Origin of the sequence: Pseudodonghicola sp. (genome assembly GCF_048268305.1) — a bacterium.
Taxonomy (GTDB): Bacteria; Pseudomonadota; Alphaproteobacteria; order Rhodobacterales; family Rhodobacteraceae; genus Pseudodonghicola.
Window position 1 is genome coordinate 126,597 of sequence record NZ_JBLWVT010000006.1, and the last position, 21,284, is coordinate 147,880.

General features: G+C 66.8%; 20 protein-coding genes and 1 riboswitch. Of the genes, 11 read left to right on the forward strand and 9 right to left on the reverse strand.

The window, feature by feature from the left end; translation table 11 throughout:
* Positions 1-131: 131 nt before the first annotated feature.
* Positions 132-1,760, forward strand: a complete 1,629-nt coding sequence (locus tag ACN0V4_RS12740) for an acyl-CoA synthetase (protein WP_417676627.1) — start codon at positions 132-134, stop codon at positions 1,758-1,760.
* A gap of 37 nt (positions 1,761-1,797) precedes the next feature.
* Here the strand turns inward: ACN0V4_RS12740 and htpX are convergent, their stop codons facing one another.
* The 9 genes from htpX to ACN0V4_RS12785 all read right to left on the reverse strand — a co-directional run bounded on the left by htpX (position 1,798) and on the right by ACN0V4_RS12785 (position 11,264).
* On the reverse strand, positions 1,798-2,724 hold the full coding sequence (htpX, locus tag ACN0V4_RS12745) for a zinc metalloprotease HtpX (protein ID WP_417676629.1): 927 nt from the start codon (positions 2,722-2,724) through the stop codon (positions 1,798-1,800).
* Between the two features lie 96 nt (positions 2,725-2,820).
* Positions 2,821-4,338 (reverse strand): AAA family ATPase, encoded by a 1,518-nt coding sequence (locus ACN0V4_RS12750; RefSeq protein WP_417676631.1) that lies wholly within the window; start codon positions 4,336-4,338, stop codon positions 2,821-2,823.
* A gap of 156 nt (positions 4,339-4,494) precedes the next feature.
* On the reverse strand, positions 4,495-5,265 hold the full coding sequence (locus ACN0V4_RS12755; protein WP_417676633.1) for a MurR/RpiR family transcriptional regulator: 771 nt from the start codon (positions 5,263-5,265) through the stop codon (positions 4,495-4,497).
* Between the two features lie 20 nt (positions 5,266-5,285).
* Positions 5,286-6,188 carry a PHP domain-containing protein gene (locus tag ACN0V4_RS12760; RefSeq protein WP_417676635.1) on the reverse strand — a complete coding sequence of 301 codons (903 nt, stop codon included), beginning with the start codon at positions 6,186-6,188 and terminating at the stop codon, positions 5,286-5,288.
* A 16-nt stretch (positions 6,189-6,204) separates the two neighbouring features.
* On the reverse strand, positions 6,205-6,858 hold the full coding sequence (locus ACN0V4_RS12765) for an HAD family hydrolase (RefSeq protein WP_417676637.1): 654 nt from the start codon (positions 6,856-6,858) through the stop codon (positions 6,205-6,207).
* A gap of 72 nt (positions 6,859-6,930) precedes the next feature.
* Positions 6,931-8,211 carry an ABC transporter substrate-binding protein gene (locus ACN0V4_RS12770; RefSeq protein ID WP_417676639.1) on the reverse strand — a complete coding sequence of 427 codons (1,281 nt, stop codon included), beginning with the start codon at positions 8,209-8,211 and terminating at the stop codon, positions 6,931-6,933.
* Positions 8,212-8,342: 131 nt separating this feature from the next.
* On the reverse strand, positions 8,343-9,191 hold the full coding sequence (locus ACN0V4_RS12775; protein WP_417676641.1) for a carbohydrate ABC transporter permease: 849 nt from the start codon (positions 9,189-9,191) through the stop codon (positions 8,343-8,345).
* The gene (locus ACN0V4_RS12780) at positions 9,191-10,114 is read right to left on the reverse strand and encodes a carbohydrate ABC transporter permease (protein WP_417676643.1); all 924 of its coding nucleotides are present in this window, start codon (positions 10,112-10,114) and stop codon (positions 9,191-9,193) included. The genes ACN0V4_RS12775 and ACN0V4_RS12780 overlap by 1 nt, the downstream gene beginning before the upstream one ends.
* Positions 10,104-11,264: an ABC transporter ATP-binding protein gene (locus ACN0V4_RS12785; RefSeq protein WP_417676645.1), complete on the reverse strand. Its 1,161-nt coding sequence runs from the start codon at positions 11,262-11,264 to the stop codon at positions 10,104-10,106. Before ACN0V4_RS12785 ends, ACN0V4_RS12780 begins: the two co-directional genes overlap by 11 nt.
* 714 nt (positions 11,265-11,978) lie before the next feature.
* Between ACN0V4_RS12785 and ACN0V4_RS12790 the strand changes: the two genes are divergently transcribed.
* The 10 genes from ACN0V4_RS12790 to cobW all read left to right on the forward strand — a co-directional run bounded on the left by ACN0V4_RS12790 (position 11,979) and on the right by cobW (position 21,204).
* Positions 11,979-12,809, forward strand: a complete 831-nt coding sequence (locus ACN0V4_RS12790; RefSeq protein ID WP_417676647.1) for a UDP-2,3-diacylglucosamine diphosphatase — start codon at positions 11,979-11,981, stop codon at positions 12,807-12,809.
* Positions 12,806-13,912, forward strand: a complete 1,107-nt coding sequence (locus ACN0V4_RS12795; RefSeq protein WP_417676649.1) for a ceramide glucosyltransferase — start codon at positions 12,806-12,808, stop codon at positions 13,910-13,912. The genes ACN0V4_RS12790 and ACN0V4_RS12795 overlap by 4 nt, the downstream gene beginning before the upstream one ends.
* Entirely contained in the window at positions 13,909-14,484 is a 576-nt protein-coding gene (locus ACN0V4_RS12800) for a DedA family protein (protein WP_417676651.1), read from the forward strand. Before ACN0V4_RS12795 ends, ACN0V4_RS12800 begins: the two co-directional genes overlap by 4 nt.
* On the forward strand, positions 14,481-15,161 hold the full coding sequence (locus ACN0V4_RS12805; RefSeq protein WP_417676653.1) for a glycosyltransferase family 2 protein: 681 nt from the start codon (positions 14,481-14,483) through the stop codon (positions 15,159-15,161). The genes ACN0V4_RS12800 and ACN0V4_RS12805 overlap by 4 nt, the downstream gene beginning before the upstream one ends.
* Before the next feature lie 168 nt (positions 15,162-15,329).
* Positions 15,330-15,980: a paraquat-inducible protein A gene (locus ACN0V4_RS12810; protein WP_417676655.1), complete on the forward strand. Its 651-nt coding sequence runs from the start codon at positions 15,330-15,332 to the stop codon at positions 15,978-15,980.
* The gene (locus ACN0V4_RS12815) at positions 15,947-16,570 is read left to right on the forward strand and encodes a paraquat-inducible protein A (RefSeq protein WP_417676657.1); all 624 of its coding nucleotides are present in this window, start codon (positions 15,947-15,949) and stop codon (positions 16,568-16,570) included. Before ACN0V4_RS12810 ends, ACN0V4_RS12815 begins: the two co-directional genes overlap by 34 nt.
* 1 nt (position 16,571) lies before the next feature.
* Complete coding sequence (locus ACN0V4_RS12820) at positions 16,572-18,749, forward strand: intermembrane transport protein PqiB (RefSeq protein WP_417676659.1); 2,178 nt, start codon at positions 16,572-16,574, stop codon at positions 18,747-18,749.
* 3 nt (positions 18,750-18,752) lie between these two features.
* Entirely contained in the window at positions 18,753-19,313 is a 561-nt protein-coding gene (locus ACN0V4_RS12825) for a PqiC family protein (protein ID WP_417676661.1), read from the forward strand.
* A gap of 157 nt (positions 19,314-19,470) precedes the next feature.
* Positions 19,471-19,705: riboswitch (cobalamin riboswitch) on the forward strand.
* A gap of 95 nt (positions 19,706-19,800) precedes the next feature.
* Positions 19,801-20,163: a DUF1636 family protein gene (locus tag ACN0V4_RS12830; protein ID WP_417676663.1), complete on the forward strand. Its 363-nt coding sequence runs from the start codon at positions 19,801-19,803 to the stop codon at positions 20,161-20,163.
* 6 nt (positions 20,164-20,169) lie between these two features.
* Positions 20,170-21,204 carry a cobalamin biosynthesis protein CobW gene (gene cobW, locus ACN0V4_RS12835; RefSeq protein ID WP_417676665.1) on the forward strand — a complete coding sequence of 345 codons (1,035 nt, stop codon included), beginning with the start codon at positions 20,170-20,172 and terminating at the stop codon, positions 21,202-21,204.
* Positions 21,205-21,284: the final 80 nt, after the last annotated feature.

Consider the following 21,284-nt stretch of genomic DNA (forward strand, 5'->3'; position numbering starts at 1 on the left):
TGCGCCACCGGCGAGGGTGCTCGACACTCCCCCGGGTTTCCACGATAGTCCCCCCGAGGTCCGCCGCCGGAGGGCACCGACCGGGGCGGAACGGACAGAGGACGACGACGAAAGCGGAGGAGCGGACGACCGTGACACCATCCATCTACGACCAGAATCTCGACGCCTGCATGGCGAATTACGAACAGCTCACCCCGCTCAGCTTTATCGAGCGGACGGCGGCCGTCTATCCCGACCGGATCGCCGTCGTGCACGGGCCGGTACGCCGCACCTGGGCGGAAACCTATGCCCGCACACGCGCGCTCGGCAGCGCGCTGATGCATCGCGGCATCGGCAAGAACGACACCGTCGCGGTGATCGCCGCCAATATCCCCGAGATGTTCGAAGCCCATTTCGGCATCCCCATGGCCGGTGCCGTGCTGAACGCGATCAACACCCGGCTCGATGCCGAGGCGGTCGCCTTCATCCTCGATCATGGCGAGGCCAAGGTGGTTCTGGTCGACGGCGAATTCGCCGATGTGGTCGAGGCTGCGCTGAAGCTGTCGAACGGGCCCGAGCGGCTGGTGGTCGATATCGAGGATGCGACGCTGGAAGGTGGCCGCCGCATCGGCGCGCTGACCTATGAGGAGCTGCTGGCCGAGGGCGAGCGTGACTTCCAATGGGCGCCGCCGGCGCATGAATGGGACGCGATTTCGCTCAACTATACCTCGGGGACCACGGGCAACCCCAAGGGGGTGGTCTATCACCACCGCGGCGCCCATCTGAATGCGCTGGCGCAGTTGCAATCCTGGCACATGCCGCGCCATTCGGTCTATCTCTGGACGCTGCCGATGTTCCACTGCAACGGCTGGTGTTTCCCCTGGGCGATTGCCGCCAATGCCGGCACCGCCGTCTGCCTGCGCCATGTCCGGGCCGAGCCGATCTTCGACCTGATCGCCACCGAAACTGTCACCCATTTCTGCGGCGCTCCGATCATCCTGAACATGCTGGTGCAACATGCCGGGCTCAAGGCCTTCGACCACGAGGTGCAGGTGATGACCGCCGGCGCCTCGCCGCCCGCCGCCGTGATCCAGGCGATGGAGGCGATGGGGATCGAGGTCACCCATGTCTATGGTCTGACCGAGGTCTATGGCCCCGCCGTGGTCTGCGCCTGGAAATCGGAATGGGACAGCCTGCCCGCCGATCAGCGCGCCCGGCTGAAGGCACGTCAGGGGGTGAAGAACGGCGCCCTGGCGGAACTGATGGTGGCCGACCCGGAGACGCTGGAACCGGTGCCTTCGGACGGCCAGACCATCGGCGAGATCTTCATGCGCGGCAACAACGTGATGCGCGGCTATCTGAAGAACCCGACCGCCACCGCCGAAGCCTTCCGTGGCGGCTGGTTCGCCTCCGGCGATCTGGGCGTGATGCATGCCGACGGCTATGTCGAGCTGAAGGACCGGCTGAAGGACATCATCATCTCGGGCGGCGAGAACATCTCTTCGGTCGAAGTTGAGGATGTGCTCTATCGTCACCCGGCGGTGCTCGAGGCCGCCGTCGTTGCCCGCCCCGATGAGAAATGGGGGGAAACGCCCTGTGCCTTCGTCACCTTGAAGCCGGGACAGGAGGCCGACGCCGCCACGATCATCGCCTTCTGCCGCGAGCATATGGCCCACTTCAAGGCACCGAAAACGGTCGTCTTCGGCGAGCTTCCCAAGACCTCGACCGGCAAGATCCAGAAATTCGTCCTGCGCGACCGGGCGAAAGAACTGGAAGCCTGATCGGCATCCCGCCGCCCTCGGGCGGCGGGGCTCTCACTTACCCCCAGGGGCCGCGCGAAGATTTGTCCGAGGCGCTCGCCCCCCAGGGCGCAGTGGCGCTGCGCGGGGCCGGACGCGGGGCGGATTGACCGGCGGCGCCTGCCATCTGGCGCAGGGCGGCGACACGGTTGGCGGTCGAGGGGTGGGTGGAGAACAGATTGTCCGCCCCCTGCCCATGCAGCGGGTTGATGATGAACATATGCGCGGTGGCCGGGTTCCGCTCGGCCGCCATGTTGTCGATCCGGGCAGCACCGGCCTCGATCCGCTCCAGCGCCGAGGCGAGCCACAGCGGATTGCCGCAGATCTGCGCCCCGGCCCGGTCGGCGGCATATTCCCGCGTCCGGCTGATCGCCATCTGCACCAGGCCGGCGGCCAGCGGCGCCAGGATCATCATCGCCAGCGTGCCGAGAATGCCCATCCGTTCGCGCGATCCGCCGAAGAACAGCGCGAAGTTCGCCAGCATCGAAATCGCCCCGGCGAAGGTCGCGGTCACCGTCATGATCGCAGTGTCATGGTTGCGGATATGGGCCAGCTCATGGGCGATCACCCCCGCCAGCTCCTCGCGCGACAGGCTTTGCATCAGGCCGGTCGTCACCGCCACGGCGGCGTTCTGCGGGTTGCGCCCGGTGGCGAAGGCGTTGGGCTGCGGCTGTTCGATGATATAGACGGCGGGCATCGGGATGCCGGCGTTGCGCGCCAGCCCCGCCACCAGTTGCGCGAGCCCGCTGCGATCGGCCGATCCGACCAGCCGGGCGTTGTACATCCGCAGCACCATCCGGTCGGAGTTCCACCAGGTGAAGACGTTCATGCCGCCGGCGAAGATCAGCGCGATCAGCATGCCGCCCGAACCGCCGAGCAGATAACCCAGCCCCATGAACAGCGCCGTCATCGCGGCCATCAGAAGCGCAGTCTTGAAATACCCCATCGGTCCTTGTCCTTCATCCCTCCCCCCGTGGGAGGGTCGATCCCGATCTGGATATAGGCACGGATCGCGCCCTTGCAATCGCCGCGGCGCGGCGGATCACAGATGGCGCCGGATCACCTCGACCACACGGTCGACCGGCTGATCACCATCGACCTTCAACCAATTCATCGGCCCCAGATCACGGGCAAGCTGGGTCTCCAAAATCTGCACCGTGGCGTCCGACACGCCACCCCGGCGCGCCGCCACCCTTTGCCGCAAGACCTCTGGCGCGACATCGAGCCATAGGCCGGTGAAGGGCGCGCCAACCTCCGCCCCCGCCAGGGCGATGGCGGCGCGCCGGTCGGCGCGATCGAACACCGCATCGGCCAGCACCGGGCAGCCGGCGCGCAGCAAGGCCGTGGTGCGCGCCGCCATGCTGCCATAGACCTGATCCGAGACCTCGGGGCGATAGGCGTCATCCGGCAGCCGGGTCTCCGGCGAGACGCCGAACATCGCCTTGCGCGCCCGGTCGCTTTCGATCAGCCGCGCGCCGGGGGCCGGCCCGATCAAGGGCGCCAACGCCTCGGCCACCGTCGACTTGCCGCTGCCGCTGAGCCCGCCGATCGCCACCAGCCGCACCGGTTGCGGCGCCAGCATTTCCATCGCCAGATCGTAATACTCCCGTGCCGTGCCGCGCGCCGCCTCCGCCTGATCCGCCGCCGCCGTCTCGGCCTGGGTGGCGGTCACATGCGCCCGCACCGCCGCCCGCAACGCCATGAAGAAAGGCAGCAGGGCAAAGCCGCCCTCGTCCCCCGTGCGGTCGAGATAGTGGTTCACCAGCAGATTGGCGAAATCCCTGAGCCCCCGATGCCAAAGGTCCATCGCCATGAAGGCCAGATCGTAGAGCACATCTATCGTCGCCAATTGGTCATTGAAGTCGATGCAATCGAACAGCCGCGGCTGCCCCTGCCAGAGGCAGATGTTACGCAGATGCAGATCGCCATGGCAGCGCCGGATCCGCCCCGCCTTGCCCCGCGCGTCGAGCAGCGCGGCGTGGGCGGCAAGCCGTTGCCGAAAGGCATCGTCGATCGCCGCCACTTCCTCCGCCGAAAACACCGTGCTTTCGCCGAACCCCGCCCGGTTGATCTCAAGCACGCCGGCGATATTGGCGGCCCCGCCCTGCCCGTCGGCGATCTCGGCCCGGGCATGGGCGGCGACGATCTCAGAGGACAGGGCGCGGATCATGCCAGCCTCCAGCTCGCCCCGCTGCGCCATCCGGTCGAACAGCCTGTCCTGATCGAAACGCGTCATCTCGACCACCGCGTCGATCAACGCCCCCGCGCCATCGAAGGCCAGGCCGCCGGCCCCTCGCGTGATCCGCCGCACGCCGAGATAGAGTTCAGGCGCGGCGGGACGGTTCAGCGCAAGCTCCTTCTCGCAGGCGGCGAGCCGGATCGCGGGGGTGGAGAAATCGGCATAGGGCAGATGCACCGCGCGCTTGAGCTTGAAGGCGCGCTCACCCACCAGGAAGATCACCGAGATATGGGTCTGCACCACCTCGACCGGCGCGACGCTGTCATGGCTCCGCGGATCGGCCAGAAAGGCAATCACCGCGCTCTGATCCTCTACCTGCATCTTCTGCCGCGCTCCCCATCTGTCCTGCCCAGCCTCGCCGCAAGGATCGCCCGCGGCCATGACCCTGATCAAACTCTACCGCTCCCGGGACGACGGTCCACCGCCAACTGCGGGCAAATGAGGCGATCGCCATTGGCCCCGGTGCCCAAGGCAAGATCATCTCAGCCGCGTGATCTCCTCGGCCAGCAGCTCGCACAGGACGATCTTGGCGACCGAGGGCCCCAATTCGCCCCGTTCGGGCAGCGGCGACAGCGGCGTCGCGATCAGCACCTGATCGCAGAGCTTGTTCAGATCGGCGATCCAGCGCCCCGACACCGCGACCCGATAGGCACCCTGCCCCGCCGCCAGCGCCAGGAGCCGGCCGGTTTCGGTGGTCAACCCGGTCTCCGAGATGGTGATGAACACCGACTGTCGATCGAAGGCCCCCATCACCTCGGACGCCGCGACCGGATCCTGAAACCCCCGCGCCACCAGCCCCAGCCGCGACAGCCGATAGGCGAAAAGCTGCGCCACCATCCCCGAGACGCCCGAGCCGAAGATGTCGATATGGCGCGCCGCCACGACCCGGCGGGCGAGCTGGCGCAGCGCCTCGGTCTCGGTGCCGTCGACGGTTGCCCGCACCGCCTCGGCGATGCGGCTGCCGATATCGGTGGGCCGCGGCTCCGCCCCGCTGCGATAGGCGATGTCCGAGGCCAGCGCGATCTTGAGCGCCGGAAAGCCCTCGAACCCCAGCCGGCGGCAGAAGCGGACGATGCTCGCCTCGCCGCTGCCGGTCAGCTCGGCCAGTTCCGCCATCGAGGCGCGCACCGCGACCTCGGGCTCGCGCAGGATGACATCGGCGATCCGCGCCAACGCCTCGGGCAGATCGGCGCGGCTCGCCTCGATCCCGGTCAGGACATTCCGGCCAAAGGGATGGGGTTCGGGCATGAGGGTCTTTCCGGTCGGGGTCACAGCCAATACGGGTTGGTCCAGGCCCGCTTGCCGTCGGTTCCGATCACGATAACACGCAGCCAGGGGCTGCCTTCAAGCCCATCGAGCGGAATCACCGCGTGGCTGACGCCCTGTTCGAAGTGATAGCCGTGCTGATAGCCGCGCCCAATCACCAGGATGCCGCTGGCCGGGGTGCATTCGATCAGCAGCCCGTCGCCTTCGCGCGCCACCATGTGAATCTTGGGGCCTTGGGTCGAATAGAACTGACCCGCCTTCAGCGCGCTCAGGATCGCCTCGGGGCTGCGGTCTTCGGCCTTCAGTTCAATCCAGCCGCCACCGAAGTCCGGCGTCTTGAAATGGGCGTCGTCGCAGGCATAGGTCAACAGCCGATGGCCCTTGTCCGCCAACCCGTCGAGCATATAGGCGCCATCGCCCTTGTCGTGCATCACCTGACAGCCGTGGTTGTAGATCTCAACCGAATGGGTGTGGTCGATCAGGCTCAGCGCGTCCTCGAAGGTCAGCTGATACCAGGCCGGATGGGCGATGCCGACGAAGGCGCCGGCCTCAAAGGCACGCCGGGCCAGCGCCGGGCCGTCCTCGCCTGCGGCGGTAGGGGCGAAATCCTCGGGCAGCCCCACGGCCACCAGATGCCAGAGTTCGCTCATCTCGGTGCGCGGCGCGTGCAGCTCGGCCCCGAGCAGCGGGGTGAAATCCTCGGTCCGCAGCGCCGAGATATCGGTGAGCGGGAAACCGAAGGCCGGCAGGAAATGGTCGGTCAGCGACAGGAAGTCATAGCCGGCTGCGCGATAGCGGCGCGCCACCTCCTCCGGCGGCAGAGCGCCGTCGGAACGGTTGGAATGGGTGTGGATATTGCCCTTGAGAAAGGCACCGGGGGTTGAGAAAGGGGCGAAGTCGGTCATTGGATTTATCCTGGGATCAGGCCGTCAGCAGGGTGCTGAGGGCGGGAATGCTATCGACAGTGGTCTCGGCGCCGGCCTCGATCAGGCGGTCGGCATGGCCGGGGGTGATATGGCTGCCACCGGTGAAACCGATGGCGCGGGCGCCGGCGGCGACGGCGCCGCGAATGCCCGAGGGGCTGTCGTCGATCACCAGACAGCGGTCGACCGACACGCCCATCCGGCGGGCCGCGAAGAAAAACAGATCGGGCGCGGGTTTGCCCCGCGCCACGTCCTCGGCGCTGAAGACGCGATCGGGGAAGAAACCGTCGAGCCCGGTCAGCGACAGGGAAACCGCCAGCCGCCGGTGGGTGCTGTTCGAGGTCACGCAAACCGGCTGGGGCAGCCTCGCCAGCAGATCGGCTATGCCGAGGATCGGCCGAAGCCCCTCGTGAAACCGGTGAAACAGAAGCGTTTCATGGTCCTTGGCATAAGAGGGGTCCATCACCAGCCCGAATTCGTCCCGCAGCAGCAGGATCGCATCCGCCATGCTCTTGCCGGTGAAATAGCTATTGGCCTCCTGCCAGGTCATATGCAGCCCCTTGCGGGCCAGAAGATCGGCGGTGGTCTGGGCCGAGAGCGGCTCGCTATCCACGAGCACGCCGTCGCAGTCGAAAAAAATCGCGTCGGTCACTTGATATGGTCTTTACCTTCGAGGGCCGGAGACGGCGGAACACCGTCCCCGGCGGGATCATGGCGGATCGGATCAGCGGCCGATCAGACCGTTGGTTTCACCGACCATCTCTTGCAGCCCGTCGTCGACGCTGAGATCGCCCGACATGACGGCCGAGATGATGTCACGCTGGGTGCGCCAGATTTCCACCGCGTTGGTGCCGGGATAGCCGGCCCAGGGCGCGGCACGATCAAGCTGGCGCAGCGAGGTCGCCCAGTTCGGATGGCTGGCATAGAAATCACCCAGCAGCTCCGGCGCCATGGCGAGCTTGTTGGTCGGCATATAGCCCGAGCCCAGAACTGCCAGTTTCTGGCCCTCGGGGCTGGCGGCGAACTTGATGTATTCCCAGGCGGCGGCCTGATGTTCGGCGTCCTGGGCGGTGATGATGCCACCATTGCCGCCGGTCGGCACCGTGCCGGTTGCCTTATTGGTCACCGGGAAGATGTCGGTGCCGACGGTGAACTTGCCCTCGGCCAGTTCCTCGAACGAGCGGGCCGAGTTGACCGACTGCACGGTGAAGCCGGTGAGGCCCGCGGCGAATTGCTGACGGCCTTGCGAGAATTCCATCTGGTCCATGCCGCCTTCGGTGACGAAGCGGCGGGCCAGTTCCAGCGCCGATTTGCCGACCTCATTGTCCCAGGCGACGGTCTTGCCGTCCTCGGACATGAAGGGCGCGCCCTGTTGCGAGATCAGCGCCCGCCACAGCCAGTCGTCCGGCCAGGCATCGATCATATAGGAGGCGCCAGTGATATTGTCGCCCAGCGCGTCGATCTTGGCACCGAGCGCAAGCCAGCCGTCCCAGGTGTCGGGCAGATGCTCGGTATCGCCGCCGGCCTGTTCGATCAGCTCCTTGTTGTAGAAGATGATCGGGGTCGATGCATTGAACGGCAGGCCGTAGATCTGGCCGTCGACCGTCGTCAGGTTGATCATCGAGGGAGCATAGTTCTGCTCGATCCAGGTCGTCCCGCCCTCGGCTTCGATGAAGGGGGCCAGCGGCACGTCGAGATTGCGCGCCTTCAACTGGCGGACCAGCTCCGGCAGCAGGTGATAGCCCGAGAATACGATATCGGGCAGATTGCCGGTCATCGCGTCGCGCACCACCGCCTGATGTTCGGTGTCATAGCTTTCGGCGGCGGCGAGGAAATTGATCTTGATGTCCGGGTGCTGCTCCATGAAGGCCTTGGCGACGGCCTCGTGGAAATGGCGGTGGCCCGGCCAGGCGTGCAGAACGTCGACGGTGACTTCGGCTTGCGCGGCGAAAGCCGTGACTGCTAGGGTCGCGCCAAGGGCGACGGTGCTGAGAAGAGTCTTCATCTTTTGTCCCTGATCTTTGGGGATGGATCCCCGGGTGATGCGGCGGCGCCGCGGCTCGACTGCGGGATGGGTGCCACCATCCCGCAGCCCCGCCATCCCTCGCGGGCGGCGAAAATCTTGAAAAACGCAGGTCATTTCACGCCTGTCATGGTCACGCCCCGGACGAACTGGCGCTGCGCCAGCAGGAAGGCGACCATCAGCGGCGCGGTCAGGATCGTCGCGGTGGCCATCAGTGCGCCGTAATTCTCGCCGCTCTCCACATCGGCGAAGGTGGCCAGCCCCAGCGGCGGCGTCATCAGCTCGTTCGAGCGGATCACGATCAGCGGCCAATAGAGATCGTTCCAGTGGCTGGTGACCGAAAAGACCGCGAAGGCGGCGATCGCCGGGATCGACCCCGGCACCACGATGCGCCAGAGGATCGCCCATTCCGAAAGCCCGTCCAGCCGCGCCGCCTGGATGATCTCGTCCGGGTAGGATTTGAAGCTCTGGCGGAACAGGAAGATGGCGAAGACCGACAGGAAGAAGGGCGCCATGGCGGCGAAATAGGTGTCGAGCAGCCCGAGCGCGTTCAGCCCCAGATAAAGCGGCAGCGCCGGAACCTGGATCGGCACGGTCAGCGCAAAGATCACCACGGCGAACAGCAGGTTGCGGCCACGGAATTCGAACTTCGCCAGCGCATAGGCGCAGGGGATCGCGGTCAGCACCTGCACCACCAGAATGCCGGCGGCGATGATCACCCCGTTCTTCATGAAGGTCAGCACCGGCGAGGTGGTCAGCGACTCGATATAGTATTTCAGCCCGGTGAATTGCTGCGGCAGCAGGTGGAACTCCGGCGTGAACAGCTCGGACGGGCTGCGGAAAGAGGTCACCAGCATCACGTAGAAGGGAAAGAGGAACAGCACGGCCAGCAGCAGCAGGACCAGATGCGCGGCGATCTGCCCCAGAGGCAAGCGCGCGGGACGGACGTCGGGCCGGGTCATCAGTAATGCACCTTCTTGTCGAGAGCCCAGGTCTGGATCAGCGCGCAGATCAGGATGATGCCAAGGAAGACCACCGTCATCGCCGCCGCCGATCCCATGCGGAAATAGGAGAACCCTTCGAGATAGGTGGTATAGAGCAGCACGTCGCTGTGCCCCCGCGGCCCGCCGCGGGTGATCACCGCGACGGTGTCGAAGACCTTGAAGGCGGTGATCGTCGAGGTGACGATGACGAACAGCGTGGTCGGCCCCAAGAGCGGCAGGGTGACCGAGAAGAAGCGGTCAAGCGGATGATCGAGCCCATCGACCGCCGCCGCCTCGTAAAGATCGCCGGGGATCGCCATCAACCCGGCGGCAAACAGCACCATGTTGAAACCCGCCAGGCTCCAGACATTGATGATGGCGAGGCCGCTCAGCGCCAGATGCGCGTCGCTGAAAAAGTCGATGGCGGGCAGCCCCAGCGCCTGCAGCAACAGGTTGAAGGGGCCGATGGTGCCATGCAGCAGGTATTTCCACACCGTCGCCATCGCCACCACCGTGGCGGTCACCGGCAGGAAGAAGATCATCTGATAGACCCGGCCACCGCGCCTGAGGCCATTGGTCATCACCGCCAGCAGCAGGCCCAGCAGCACGCTGCCCGGCACCACGATGGCGACATAGGCGAAGGTATTGCTCAGCGCCCGCCAGAAGGTGCGGTTGTGCAAGAGATCGCGATAGTTTTCGCCCCCCACCATGGCAAAGCTCAGATCGCCAAAGCGATAGTCGGTCAGGCTCATCGCCAGCATGACGGCGATGGGCAGGAGCATCAGAACGAAAAGCAGCACGACCGAGGGCGCCGCCAGCGCATAGGCGATCCAGCCCGGCAGTTCGGCCCCGAGCCGGCGCCGGGCCGGGCGAAGGACGGGGGAGAGGCTCTCAACCGACATGGGCCACCTCCCGCACAGAGGGGGTGCCGAGGCCAGGCAGATGCAGCCGCTTGCCATCCGCCCCGAAGGCCAGAAGATCGGCCGGGCGCAGGCTGAAGGTCAGCTCCCCGTCCGGCGCCGACAGGGCGGTGAACTCCGCCGCGGTAAGCCGTGCGGTGAGCATGCTGCCCTCAACCGTCGTGCGCAGGAACAACAGAACGTCATGGCCCAGCCGCTCGCTCCGCTCGATCCGCGCCCTTAGGCGCAGCGCCGCCAAATCCGTCCCGAGCCGCAGCGCCTCGGGACGAAACGCCATCTGAAGCGGCCGCTGCAACAGCCCGGAAAGCCCCACCGCCTCGGCGCCCCAGCCGATGACCTCATCCGAGGCCACCACATTGATCTCGGGCGAGCCGATGAAACGGGCGACCCGGATGTCCTCAGGCGCGTCATAAAGCGCCTGCGGCGTGCCGCATTGCACGATCCCCCCGTCCATCATCACCGCCACCCGGCTCGACATCGTCATCGCCTCGGTCTGGTCGTGGGTGACATAGATGAAGGTGGCGCCAAGCCTGCGGTGCAGCGCGGTGATCTCGGCCCGCATGGTGACCCTCAGCCGGGCGTCGAGGTTCGACAGCGGTTCGTCCATCAGGAAGACCTGCGGATCGCGGATGATGGCGCGCGCCAAAGCCACCCGCTGCCGCTGCCCCCCCGACAGCGCCGCCGGCCGACGATCGAGCAGCCCGTCGATCTCGACCAGTTCGGCCGTCTTGCGGACCTTGTCGCTGATGGCCTGCCGGTTGGCGGACTGGCCCGGCATCAACCGGCCGATCCCCGGCATCCGCGCCAGCCGCGGCAAGTGCCGCACCTTCAGGGGCGTGGCGATATTCTCGGCCACGCTCATATGCGGGTAGAGCGCATAGGACTGGAACACCATGGCGATGTCGCGCGCCTTGGGCGGCAGGTGATCGACGCATTGCCCGTCGATCCGCACCTCTCCGCCCGACTGCGGCAAAAGCCCGGCAATGATCCTGAGCAGCGTGGACTTGCCGCAACCCGACGGCCCCACCAGCGTCATGAACTCCCCCGGCTGCACGTCGAGCGAGGCCGCGCGCAGCGTCGCCGTCGTGCCATAGGTCTTGTCGATCCGGTCCAGTTCCACCGCTGCCGCCATTGCCAGACTCCCCTTGAAGCGTGACGCGACAGCTAGTGGAGTTTCACTTCACTTTTGTGAAGGCAATGTGGAGTTTTCTTCAAATCGCCACTCCTGCCCCGCCGCCGGGGCGGCAATGACAGGAGTGGCCACCTGATCTGGCTGGCGCGAAGTCAAACCCTGTTCCGGTCGGCTCCTCCTCAGGCCAGCCATGGGTCCGGCTTGCGACTCGCGCCGAACCATGGCCTGAAGGGATCAGCATTCCTCAGACGGGCAACCCCCCGATGCCGTAGACCGCCATCCCCCCCGAAGCGGCGCAGACCACGGGTTCAGAAACCCTGCCGGATGGCGGTTTCCCCGCCTGGGCCGGCGCCGCTTCCCTGCCCCGAGGGCCTGCCTGACGCGAGCGTGACGGACGGCGAGACCGAAGGCCCCCCGGATTGGCGCACCCGAGACAAAAATCGCCCGCAAGACAGGCAATTTCCGAAAGATATGAATATGTTCGGCATGATATTCTATAGTCGCATCGCGAACATGCGGCGCGACGTTACGGATTGGTAATGTTAGGATCACGAATATGTCATACTTGCTTACCAGATTGCCACAATGGGCTGGTAGCGCGTCAAAGCATTTGCAGTCTTAAAGAAAAACTCATGTCACCCACGGTAGCCTAGAGTCGCCAAAATGACAGTAGCGCGAGACCTTGGGGCCAGAACCGGAACGAGAGGACACGGAATGGATGATGGCAGCTCTTTCTTTCCGGCACCGACCAGCCACATAGCCGAGGCTACAGCGGGGCGGACGCTGTTCCTCTCCGATCTGCATCTGGGAATGATCGGCAGCAAGGCCGAGCTTTTGCTGGAGTTTCTGCGTCTTCATGATGCCGAGACCATCTATCTGGTCGGCGACCTGATCGACACCTGGCGCCCGCTGGGCAACAACTGGCCCGACAGCCATCACGCGGTTTTGCGGCAACTGACCCGGTTGGCGCAGGCCGGGCGGCGCGTGATCTATGTCCCCGGCAATCACGATGCCTTCTTCCGCCATCATTGCGGCACCGGGCTGTTCGGCTTCGAGATTCGGCACGAGGCGGTGCATCACACCGCCGACGGCCGCCGCCTGCTGATCACCCATGGCGATTGCTGCGATATCTTCTCGGGCCGGCTGGCGATGCTGTCGCGCGCCGGCAGCCTGGCCGAAACCGGCGTGCGCCGCCTGGGCCGGACGATCAACGCGCTGCGGCACCGGCTGGGCCATGACGGCTGGGACGGGCTCGAGGCGGTGCTGGCCCGGATCAACCGGCTGATCCGGGCGCGCGACCGGTTCGAGGAACGTCTCTACCGGATGGCCAGCGAGCGCGGTTTCGACGGCATCGTCTGCGGCCATTTCCACAAGCCGGCGCTGCACAGCGATTATGGCGCGCTCTATGCCAATTGCGGCGATTGGGTGGATCACGCCACGGCGGTGATCGAGGATCACGACGGCAGCCTGCGCCTGGTCCATTGGCCCGAGGGTGTCGTCCCAGTTGCCGGGCAACAGCATGGATTGCATCCGGAACCCGCATGACAACGGCCCTGATCGGTTTTGCCGCAGCGCTGTTGGCGCTGCATCTGCTGACGACAGCGCTGGTGATCTGGCGGCTGTCGCGGCCGCTGCCGCGCGCCACGGTGCAACAGATGCCCCGCGTGAGCCTGCTGCGCCCGGTCTGCGGCCTGGACTATGGGCTGGAGCAAACCCTCGCCTCGGGCTTCGCGCAGGACGCGCCCGGCTATGAGGTGATCCATTGCGTCGACGATCCGACCGACCCCGCAATCGCCGTGCTGCAAGGGTTGATGGAGCGGCACCCCGAGGTGCCGGCGCGGCTGCTGACCGGGCGCGACAGCATCAGCGGCAACCCCAAGCTGAACAATCTGGTCAAGGGCTGGCGGGCGGCGCAGGGCGACTGGGTGGTGATGGCCGACAGCAACCTGCTGCTGCCGCCGGACTATCTGCGCCAGATCATGGCGCTGCGCCGGCCCGGCACCGGCATGATCTCCTCCCCCGCCTTCGGTTGCGACGCGCAAGGCTTCTGGGCATGGGTCGAGGCCGGTTTCCTCAATGGCTATCAGGCGCGCTGGCAACTGGCGGCCGACAGCCTGGGGCTGGGCTTTGCCCAGGGCAAGACCCTGGCCTTTCCGCGCGACTGGCTGGATGCCCAGGGCGGGCTTGCCGCGCTGGCCTGCGAACTGGCCGAGGATGTCGCCTCGACCCGGCTGGTGCGGGCGGCCGGGCTGCGGGTGCGCGTCACCGCACGCCCCTTCGGCCAGCCGCTGGGACGGCGCGCCGCCGCCCCGGTCTGGCAGCGCCAGGCCCGCTGGGCGCATTTGCGCCGCGACGGCTTTCCCGCGCTTTATCTGCTCGAGCCGCTGACCGGGCCGCTGTTGCCAGCGCTGGCGCTGCTCTGGGCGGCCCCCGCCTGGCTGCCGGCCTTCCTGGTGATCTGGTACGGTGCCGAATGGCTGCTGGCGCGGCACGCCGGCTGGCCCGCCGGCGGCGGCGATCTGGTGGCCTGGGGGCTGCGCGACCTGATGCTGCTGCCGCTCTGGCTGGCGGGCTGGCGCAAGCGGGCGCCGGTCTGGCGCGGCAATGCGGTAACCTCCTCGGCCCCGATCCCGGATCGCGCATCATGATCGACCTGACGACCCTGCAGCAGGTGATCGAAGCACATGGGCTGGCCCTGCTGTTCCCGCTTGCGGTTCTCGAAGGCCCCATCGTCACCGTCATCGCCGCCTGGTTGGCGCGCCTGGGGTTCATGAACATCGTCGCCGTCTATGTGGTCTGCGTCATCTCGGATCTGGTGGGCGATGCGATCTATTACGCATTGGGCCGGCATGGTCTGCCGCTGCGTTGGCAACAGCGGCTGGGGCTGACACCGCAGCGGCGCCGTGCTCTCAAGACCCAGTTCCGCGCCCGCGGGGCGCGCATCCTGGTGATCGGCAAGCTGACCCATTCGGCGGGAATGGCGGTGCTGCTGGCGGCCGGCGCCTCGCGGATGCCCTTCGGGCGTTTCCTGCTGTGGAATTTCCTGGCCACCCTGCCCAAGACCCTGCTTTTCCTGCTGATCGGCTATGTCTTCGGCGGTGCCTCGAACCGTGTCGACGGCTGGATCGGCGATGTCTCCCTGCTGCTTCTGGCGCTGATCGTCGCCGGGGCGGCGATCTGGCTGATCCGCCGTCACCTGGCCGGGAAGGACACCGAGTGAACACGATCACCTGCATCATCCCCGCCTATAACGAGGGGCCGCGGATCGCCGCGGTGGCGCGGGTCGCCGCCGCCCATCCGCTGCTGAGCGAGGTGATCGTCGTCGATGACGGGTCGCACGACGACACCGCCGAGATCGCCGCCGGGGTCGCGGGGGTGCGGCTGCTGCGCCAGCCCCGCAACGGAGGCAAGACGGCGGCGCTCGCCCGGGGCCTGGCCGAGGCGACGGGCGCGCATGTGCTGCTGCTCGATGCCGATCTGACGGGGTTGACCGAGGCGCATATCGGCGCGCTGATCGCCCCGGTCAGCCAGGGGCGCAGCGCGATCTCGATCAGCCTGCGCGGCAATGCGCCCGGACTTTGGCGGCGCATCGGCCTGGATTACATCTCGGGCGAGCGGGTGCTGCCACGATCGCTGCTGCTGCCGCATCTGACCCATCTGCCGACGCTGCCGGCCTTCGGGTTCGAGGTGTTTCTGAACGGGCTGCTGATCGACGCCGGCCTGCCGATCGCGGTGGTGCCCTGGCCGGATGTCGCAAGCCCGATGAAGCACAGCAAATATGGGCTGTGGCGCGGTCTGCGGGCCGATGCCGGGATGATCACCGACATGCTGCGCACCCACGGCCCGCTGACCCTGCTGCGCCAGATCGCCACCATGCGCCGGCTGCGGATCGACTAGCACCTGGACCAAAGCCGTCGCTGCGCCTCCTCCCCGAAGCGAGACGCGGCCGGTTCCCGCCCGCAAAGCCGCCGCTTGCCCACCAAGCCGGGCCTGTCCGCGGGAAAAGGATCCGACAAGGGCCGCACATGGCTTTTATCGCTGGCGCGCGTGCTCTAGTCTGGCCGCATGATCGCTGTGCCGCACCCTTCCGTTGCCTCATCCGATATCGATGGGCTCATCGCCTGCCCAAGTTGCGACGCGCTGCTGACGGATCCCACCGTCACGGTGGGCGAAACCGCCCGCTGCCCGCGGTGCCATTCGGTGATCGAGGCGCCGCGGGCGCTGGCGATGACGCGGATCATCATGCTGGCCCTCTCGGCCTTGATCCTGATGGTCGCCGCGATCTTCTTTCCGTTTCTTGAGCTTGAGGCCGCCGGCATGATCCGCCGTTCCTCGCTCCTCGACACGGTGATGGCCTATTCCGGCGGGCTGACCGAACCGCTGACCATCGCCATGGCGGCGCTGATCGTGATCCTGCCCTCGCTCCGCTTTCTCGGGCTGATCTATGTCCTGGCGCCGATGGCCTTCGGCTGGCGCCCCGCCCGCCATGCGGCCCCGGTGTTCCGCTTTGTCGAGCTGCTGCGCCCCTGGGCGATGGCCGAGGTCTTTGTGGTGGGCGTCGCGGTAGCGCTGGTCAAAGTCGGTGGGCTGGCGCATATCTCCCTGGGCCCGGCCTTCTGGGCCTTTGTCGCGCTCGTCATCGTGACGGTCCTGAAAGACAACTTCATGAGCAGAGTGACGGTTTGGAAAACCCTGGACGCCCGCCGCAGATCCTGACCGCCCATCAGGCGGGGCTGATCGGCTGCACCCAATGCGGCAAGGTCCATGTGCCCGGCACCGCCCGGTGCAGCCGCTGCGGCGCCCCCTTGGCGCCGCGCAGCCTGGCCAGCCTGCAGCGCGTCTGGGCCTGGCTGTTCGCCGGGCTGGTGGTCTATGTGCCGGCGAATCTCTATCCCATGCTGCGCACCACCCAGTTGGGGCGGGAGTATGACAATACCATTTTCGGCGGGGTGATCGAACTGATGCACCATGGCGATGCGGGGATCGCGCTGATCGTCTTCACCGCCTCGATCATCATCCCGGTGTCGAAATTCATCGCCATTTCCTATCTGGCGCTCAGCGTATCGCGCCATGTGCGCCTGCCGGCGCACCGACGGCACCTGCTTTACGAGGTGGTCGAATTCATTGGCCGCTGGTCGATGATCGACGTTTTCGTGGTGGCGATCCTGTCGTCCCTCGTGCAACTCGACTTCGCTGCGACAATCCGCCCGGGGATCGCCGCCGCCAGTTTCGCGCTTTCTGTCGCCTTCACCATGCTGTCGGCATTGAGCTTTGATCCCCGCTTGATCTGGGATGATACCGAATGACATGGCAGGATGGACACAGCATGCCGACCGCCCCACGATGGAGAGCCGCAAGATGACCGAGCCGACGCCCGAAACCTCGGCCCCCACGCCCTCTGCCCCCCTCATCGAAGGGCCGAAACCATCGTTCTGGCGTAATCTCTCGCTCGTCTGGCTGGTGCCGCTGGCCGCGCTCGCCGTGACCCTGTTCATCGCCTGGCAAAGCTGGGCGGAACGCGGCACGCTGATCGAAATCTGGTTCGAGAACGCCGCCGGCGTCACCGCCAACGACACCCAGATCCGCTATCGCGACGTCAATATCGGCGTGGTCGAGAAGGTCACCTTCTCGGATGATCTGACCTCGGTCATCGTCAATGCCCGGATCGACCGGGCGGTGGCGGCCAAGCTGCCCCATAACGCCCAATTCTGGGTGGTCCGCCCCGAGGTCTCGACCAGCGGCATTTCCGGCCTCTCGACCGTGCTCTCCGGTGTCTATATCCAGGCCGCCTTTGAACCGGTCGCTGACGGAAGCGACCCCATCTTCATGGGGTTGGAGCAGCCGCCATTGATTCAGCCCGGCATGAAGGGCACCAGGGTGACGTTGAGCGCACGGGATGCCGGCCAGTTGACCGCTGGCGCACCGATCTATTTCCGCGGCATCGAGGTCGGCAATATCGAGGCGCCCCGGCTTCTCGAGACCGGCAATGGCGTCGAGGTGAATGCCTTCATCGCCGCCCCGCATGACAAATTGCTGACCTCGGCCACGCGGTTCTGGCTGACTTCGGGCTTTTCGGTCAACTTCGGGCCCGGGGGGATCAACCTCTCGGTCGGCTCGGTGGCGGGGATCCTGCGCGGTGGGCTGACCTTCGACACCGTCTATTCGGGCGGCCAGCCGATCGAGGCCGGCCATGTGTTCGATCTCTATGCCAGCGAGGACGCCGCGCGCTCCTCCGCCTTCAGCAAGCCGCTGGAGAACCCGGTGGAGCTGACCGTAGAATTCGACCAATCGGTCGCCGGGCTCGGGGTCGATTCCGAGGTCATCTACAAGGGGCTGGTGATCGGCAAGGTCTCGGCCCTCGGGGCCTTCGTCGAAGAGCGCAACGGCGAAAGGGACGTGATCCTGCGCGCCACGCTCTCCATCGACCCGGGCCGGCTCGGTCTCGATCCCAATACCTCGGAAGCCGATATCATGGCCTTCTTCGCCGACGAGGTCGACAACGGGCTGCGCGCGCGGCTGATGTCGAAAAGCATCTTCTCACGCTCGCTCTCGGTCGAGCTGGTGGAACTGCCCGACGCGGCGCCGGCGCATCTCGATACCTCGACCTCGGCGCCGCCGCGAATCCCCTCGGTTCCCGCCGACATTCCGGATGCGGGGGCCACGGTCCAGGGGGTGATGAACCGGGTCGACTCGCTGCCGATCGAAGAGCTGATGCAGCAGGCCATCGCGACGCTCTCCTCGATCGAAAGCCTTGCCGGCGACGAAAAGCTGCGCGCCGCCCCGGATGCCTTTGTCAAGCTGATGGACGATGCCCGCGGCCTGGTGGGCAGCGCGGACGCCCAGGCGCTGCCCGGCGAGTTGCGCAGCACCGTCGAAGAACTGCGCGGCGTCGCCGAAAACCTGCGCACCGCGGAGGCCGTGGGCAAGCTGGTCACCGCGCTGGATTCCGCCGCCGAGGCCGCCACCACGGTGACCGATGTCGCCAATTACTTCGATCAGAAGATCGCCGGGGTGCCTCAGCTGGTCGACGGGCTCAACCAGCTGACCACCAAGGCCAATTCGCTTGATGTCGAGACTTTCGTGACCGCCGCCACCGCCTTCCTCGACAGCACCCGGGCGCTGATCGACCAGGACAGCACCCGCGCCCTGCCCGCCAGCCTGTCGGCCGCGCTGGACCAGGCCCAGGCGGCGCTGGCCGAGCTGCGCGCCGGCGGCGCGGTCGAGAACGTCAATGCCACGCTCTCCTCTGCCCGCGACGCCACCGCCGCGGTGCAGCAGGCGGTCGCCGACCTGCCCGACCTCGCCCAGCGGATCGACCAACTGGTAAGCCAGGCGCAAGACGTGCTGGCCGGCTACGGCCAGAACTCGCGCTTCAGCCGCGAAACCCTCGACGCGCTGCGCGAACTGCGGACGACGGCGCAGGCCCTGACCAACCTGGCCCGCTCGATCGAGCGGTCCCCCAATTCCCTTCTGTTCGGACGGTGACCCATGACACGCCTTGCCCCCCTGCTCCTGCTTGCCCTGGCCGCCTGTGGCGATACCGCGCCGCGTTACCTGATCCCGGCGGCGGCCGAAGCTCCCGCCCCGCGGCTGGCGCTGCGGGTCGCCTCGGTCGAGATCCGGCAGGTCTCGCTGCCGGCCTATGCCTCGAATGACCAGATGCTGCGGGAAGAGGCGAGCGGCGCGTTGAAACCGGTGAAAAGCGCGCTCTGGGCCGATACGCCCAATCGGGCGATCACCCAGCAACTCGCCGATTACATCGCCACGACCAGCAACGCCGAGGTCGCGGCAGAACCCTGGCCGCTATCCACCGCGGCGCAGGCGCAGATCGGTGTGCGGGTCTCGGAACTCGCCGCGCGGCTCGATGGGCAATTGCATCTGACCGGGCAATTCGCGATCTCCTCCTATGACAGGATCGTCCGCGAACGCATCGTCCCCTTTGCGATCGCCGTGCCGCTGAGTTCGGACGCGCCGGCAGAGATCGCCAAAGCGACCGGCACCGCCATCGACCTGCTCGGGCGGCAGATCGCCGAAAGCCTGCGCCGCTGAGCGCCATGACCGTCAGACCGCAAGGCTGATCACCGACCGGGGCGATGCCGCGCCGGTCCATCCACTATGGCGACGGCTTCGGGCCTCGCCTCCGTCACGACCACAGAAGGCGATGCACCGCCTCTGCCTGCGTCGCTTGACAATCCCCTGCCCTTGGCATCACTTGGCGCCTGCTGGTTCCTGTCGATGACAGGCCAAGAGGGAATGCGATACGCCCGCCGCCCGCAAGGGTCAGGGCCGAAGCGCAGCCGCCCCCGCGACCGTGACCGGAGAGGTCGCCCGACCACTGGCCAACTGGCTGGGAAGGTGGGCAGACCGCCGGAGATGCAGCGCCCTGCGCCGCGCTCCGACATCCGCAAGCCGGGAGACCTGCCAGCGCATGTATGCAACGGGCGAACGGGGTGTTTCGCGACCGGCTTTGGGCTGTCCCATTGGCGGATACCCGTGCTGGCCTCTCCCCCTCCTCGCCCCCTGACAGGAGGGGATCATGGCCGGGGTCACGATCACAGTCTGCACCACCTGCCGCCGCGGCCAGCCCGCCGAGGCAGAAGCTCCGCGCCCGGGCACCCGGATGCTCACCGCACTTGCAGCGGCAGAGCTTCCCGACGGCGTGACGCTGCGCCCGGTCGAATGCCTCTCGGCCTGTTCGCGCGGCTGCGCCCTGGCGCTGAGCGGCGGGTCCGATCGCTGGACCTATATCTATGGCGATCTCGATCCCGACCTCCATCTGCCCGAGCTCCTCGACGGCATCGCCGCCTATGCCGCGACTGCGGATGGCATCGTGCCCTGGCGCGACCGTCCGGTGATCTTTCGCAAACAATCCATCGCCCGCCTACCGCCGCAGGAGTAACCGCGCATGTCCGATCTGACCAAAACCCCCGTCACCGTCATCACCGGTTTTCTCGGCGCCGGAAAAACCACGTTGATCCGTCACCTGATGGCCAACCCGCAGGGCAAGCGCCTGGCCGTGCTGGTCAACGAATTCGGCACCGCCGGCGTCGATGGCGATATCCTGCAATCCTGCGCCGATGAGAATTGCCCGGCCGAGAATATCGTCGAGCTTGCCAATGGCTGCATCTGCTGCACCGTCGCCGACGATTTCATCCCGACGATCGAAGCGTTGATGGCGCTGCCGCAAAAACCCGATCACATCCTGATCGAAACCTCCGGCCTCGCCCTGCCGAAACCGCTGCTGAAGGCCTTCGACTGGCCGGCGATCCGCTCGCGCATCACCGTCGACGGGGTGATCGCGCTCGCCGATGCCGAAGCCGTCGCCGCCGGCCGTTTCGCCCCCGATCTGGCGGCGGTCGAGGCGCAGCGCGCCGCCGATGACAGTCTGGACCACGAAACGCCGCTGTCCGAGGTCTTCGAGGATCAGATCGCCTGCGCCGATATCGTGCTCCTCTCCAAGGCCGATCTGGCGGGAGAGGCCGGGCTTGCCGCCGCCCGCGCGGTGATCGAGGCCGAGGCGCCCCGCAAGCTGCCGGTGCTGCCGATGACCGAAGGGGTGATCGACCCGCGCGTCATCCTCGGCCTCGGGGCAGCGGCCGAGGATGACCTCGACGCCCGCCCCTCGCATCACGACGGCGCCGACGATCACGAACATGACGATTTCGACAGTATCGTCGTCGATCTGGGCGAGATCGCCGATGTCGCGGCGCTGGAGGCGGCGATCCTCAGGCTGGCCCGCGACCAGCATGTGCTGCGGGTCAAGGGCCATGTCGCCGTGGAGGGCAAGCCGATGCGGCTACTGGTCCAGGCGGTGGGGGAACGTCTGCGCACCCAATACGACCGTCCCTGGGGCGACGCGCCGCGCCGGTCGCATCTGGTGGTGATCGCGGAACACCATGACATCGACGAACCGGCGATCCGCGCGGTGCTGGGGATCTGAGACAGGATGATCAAGCACCAACTATTTCAACCGAACACCGCAGGATCGCGCCCGACACCGAGGGGGGGCGTAATCGTGCC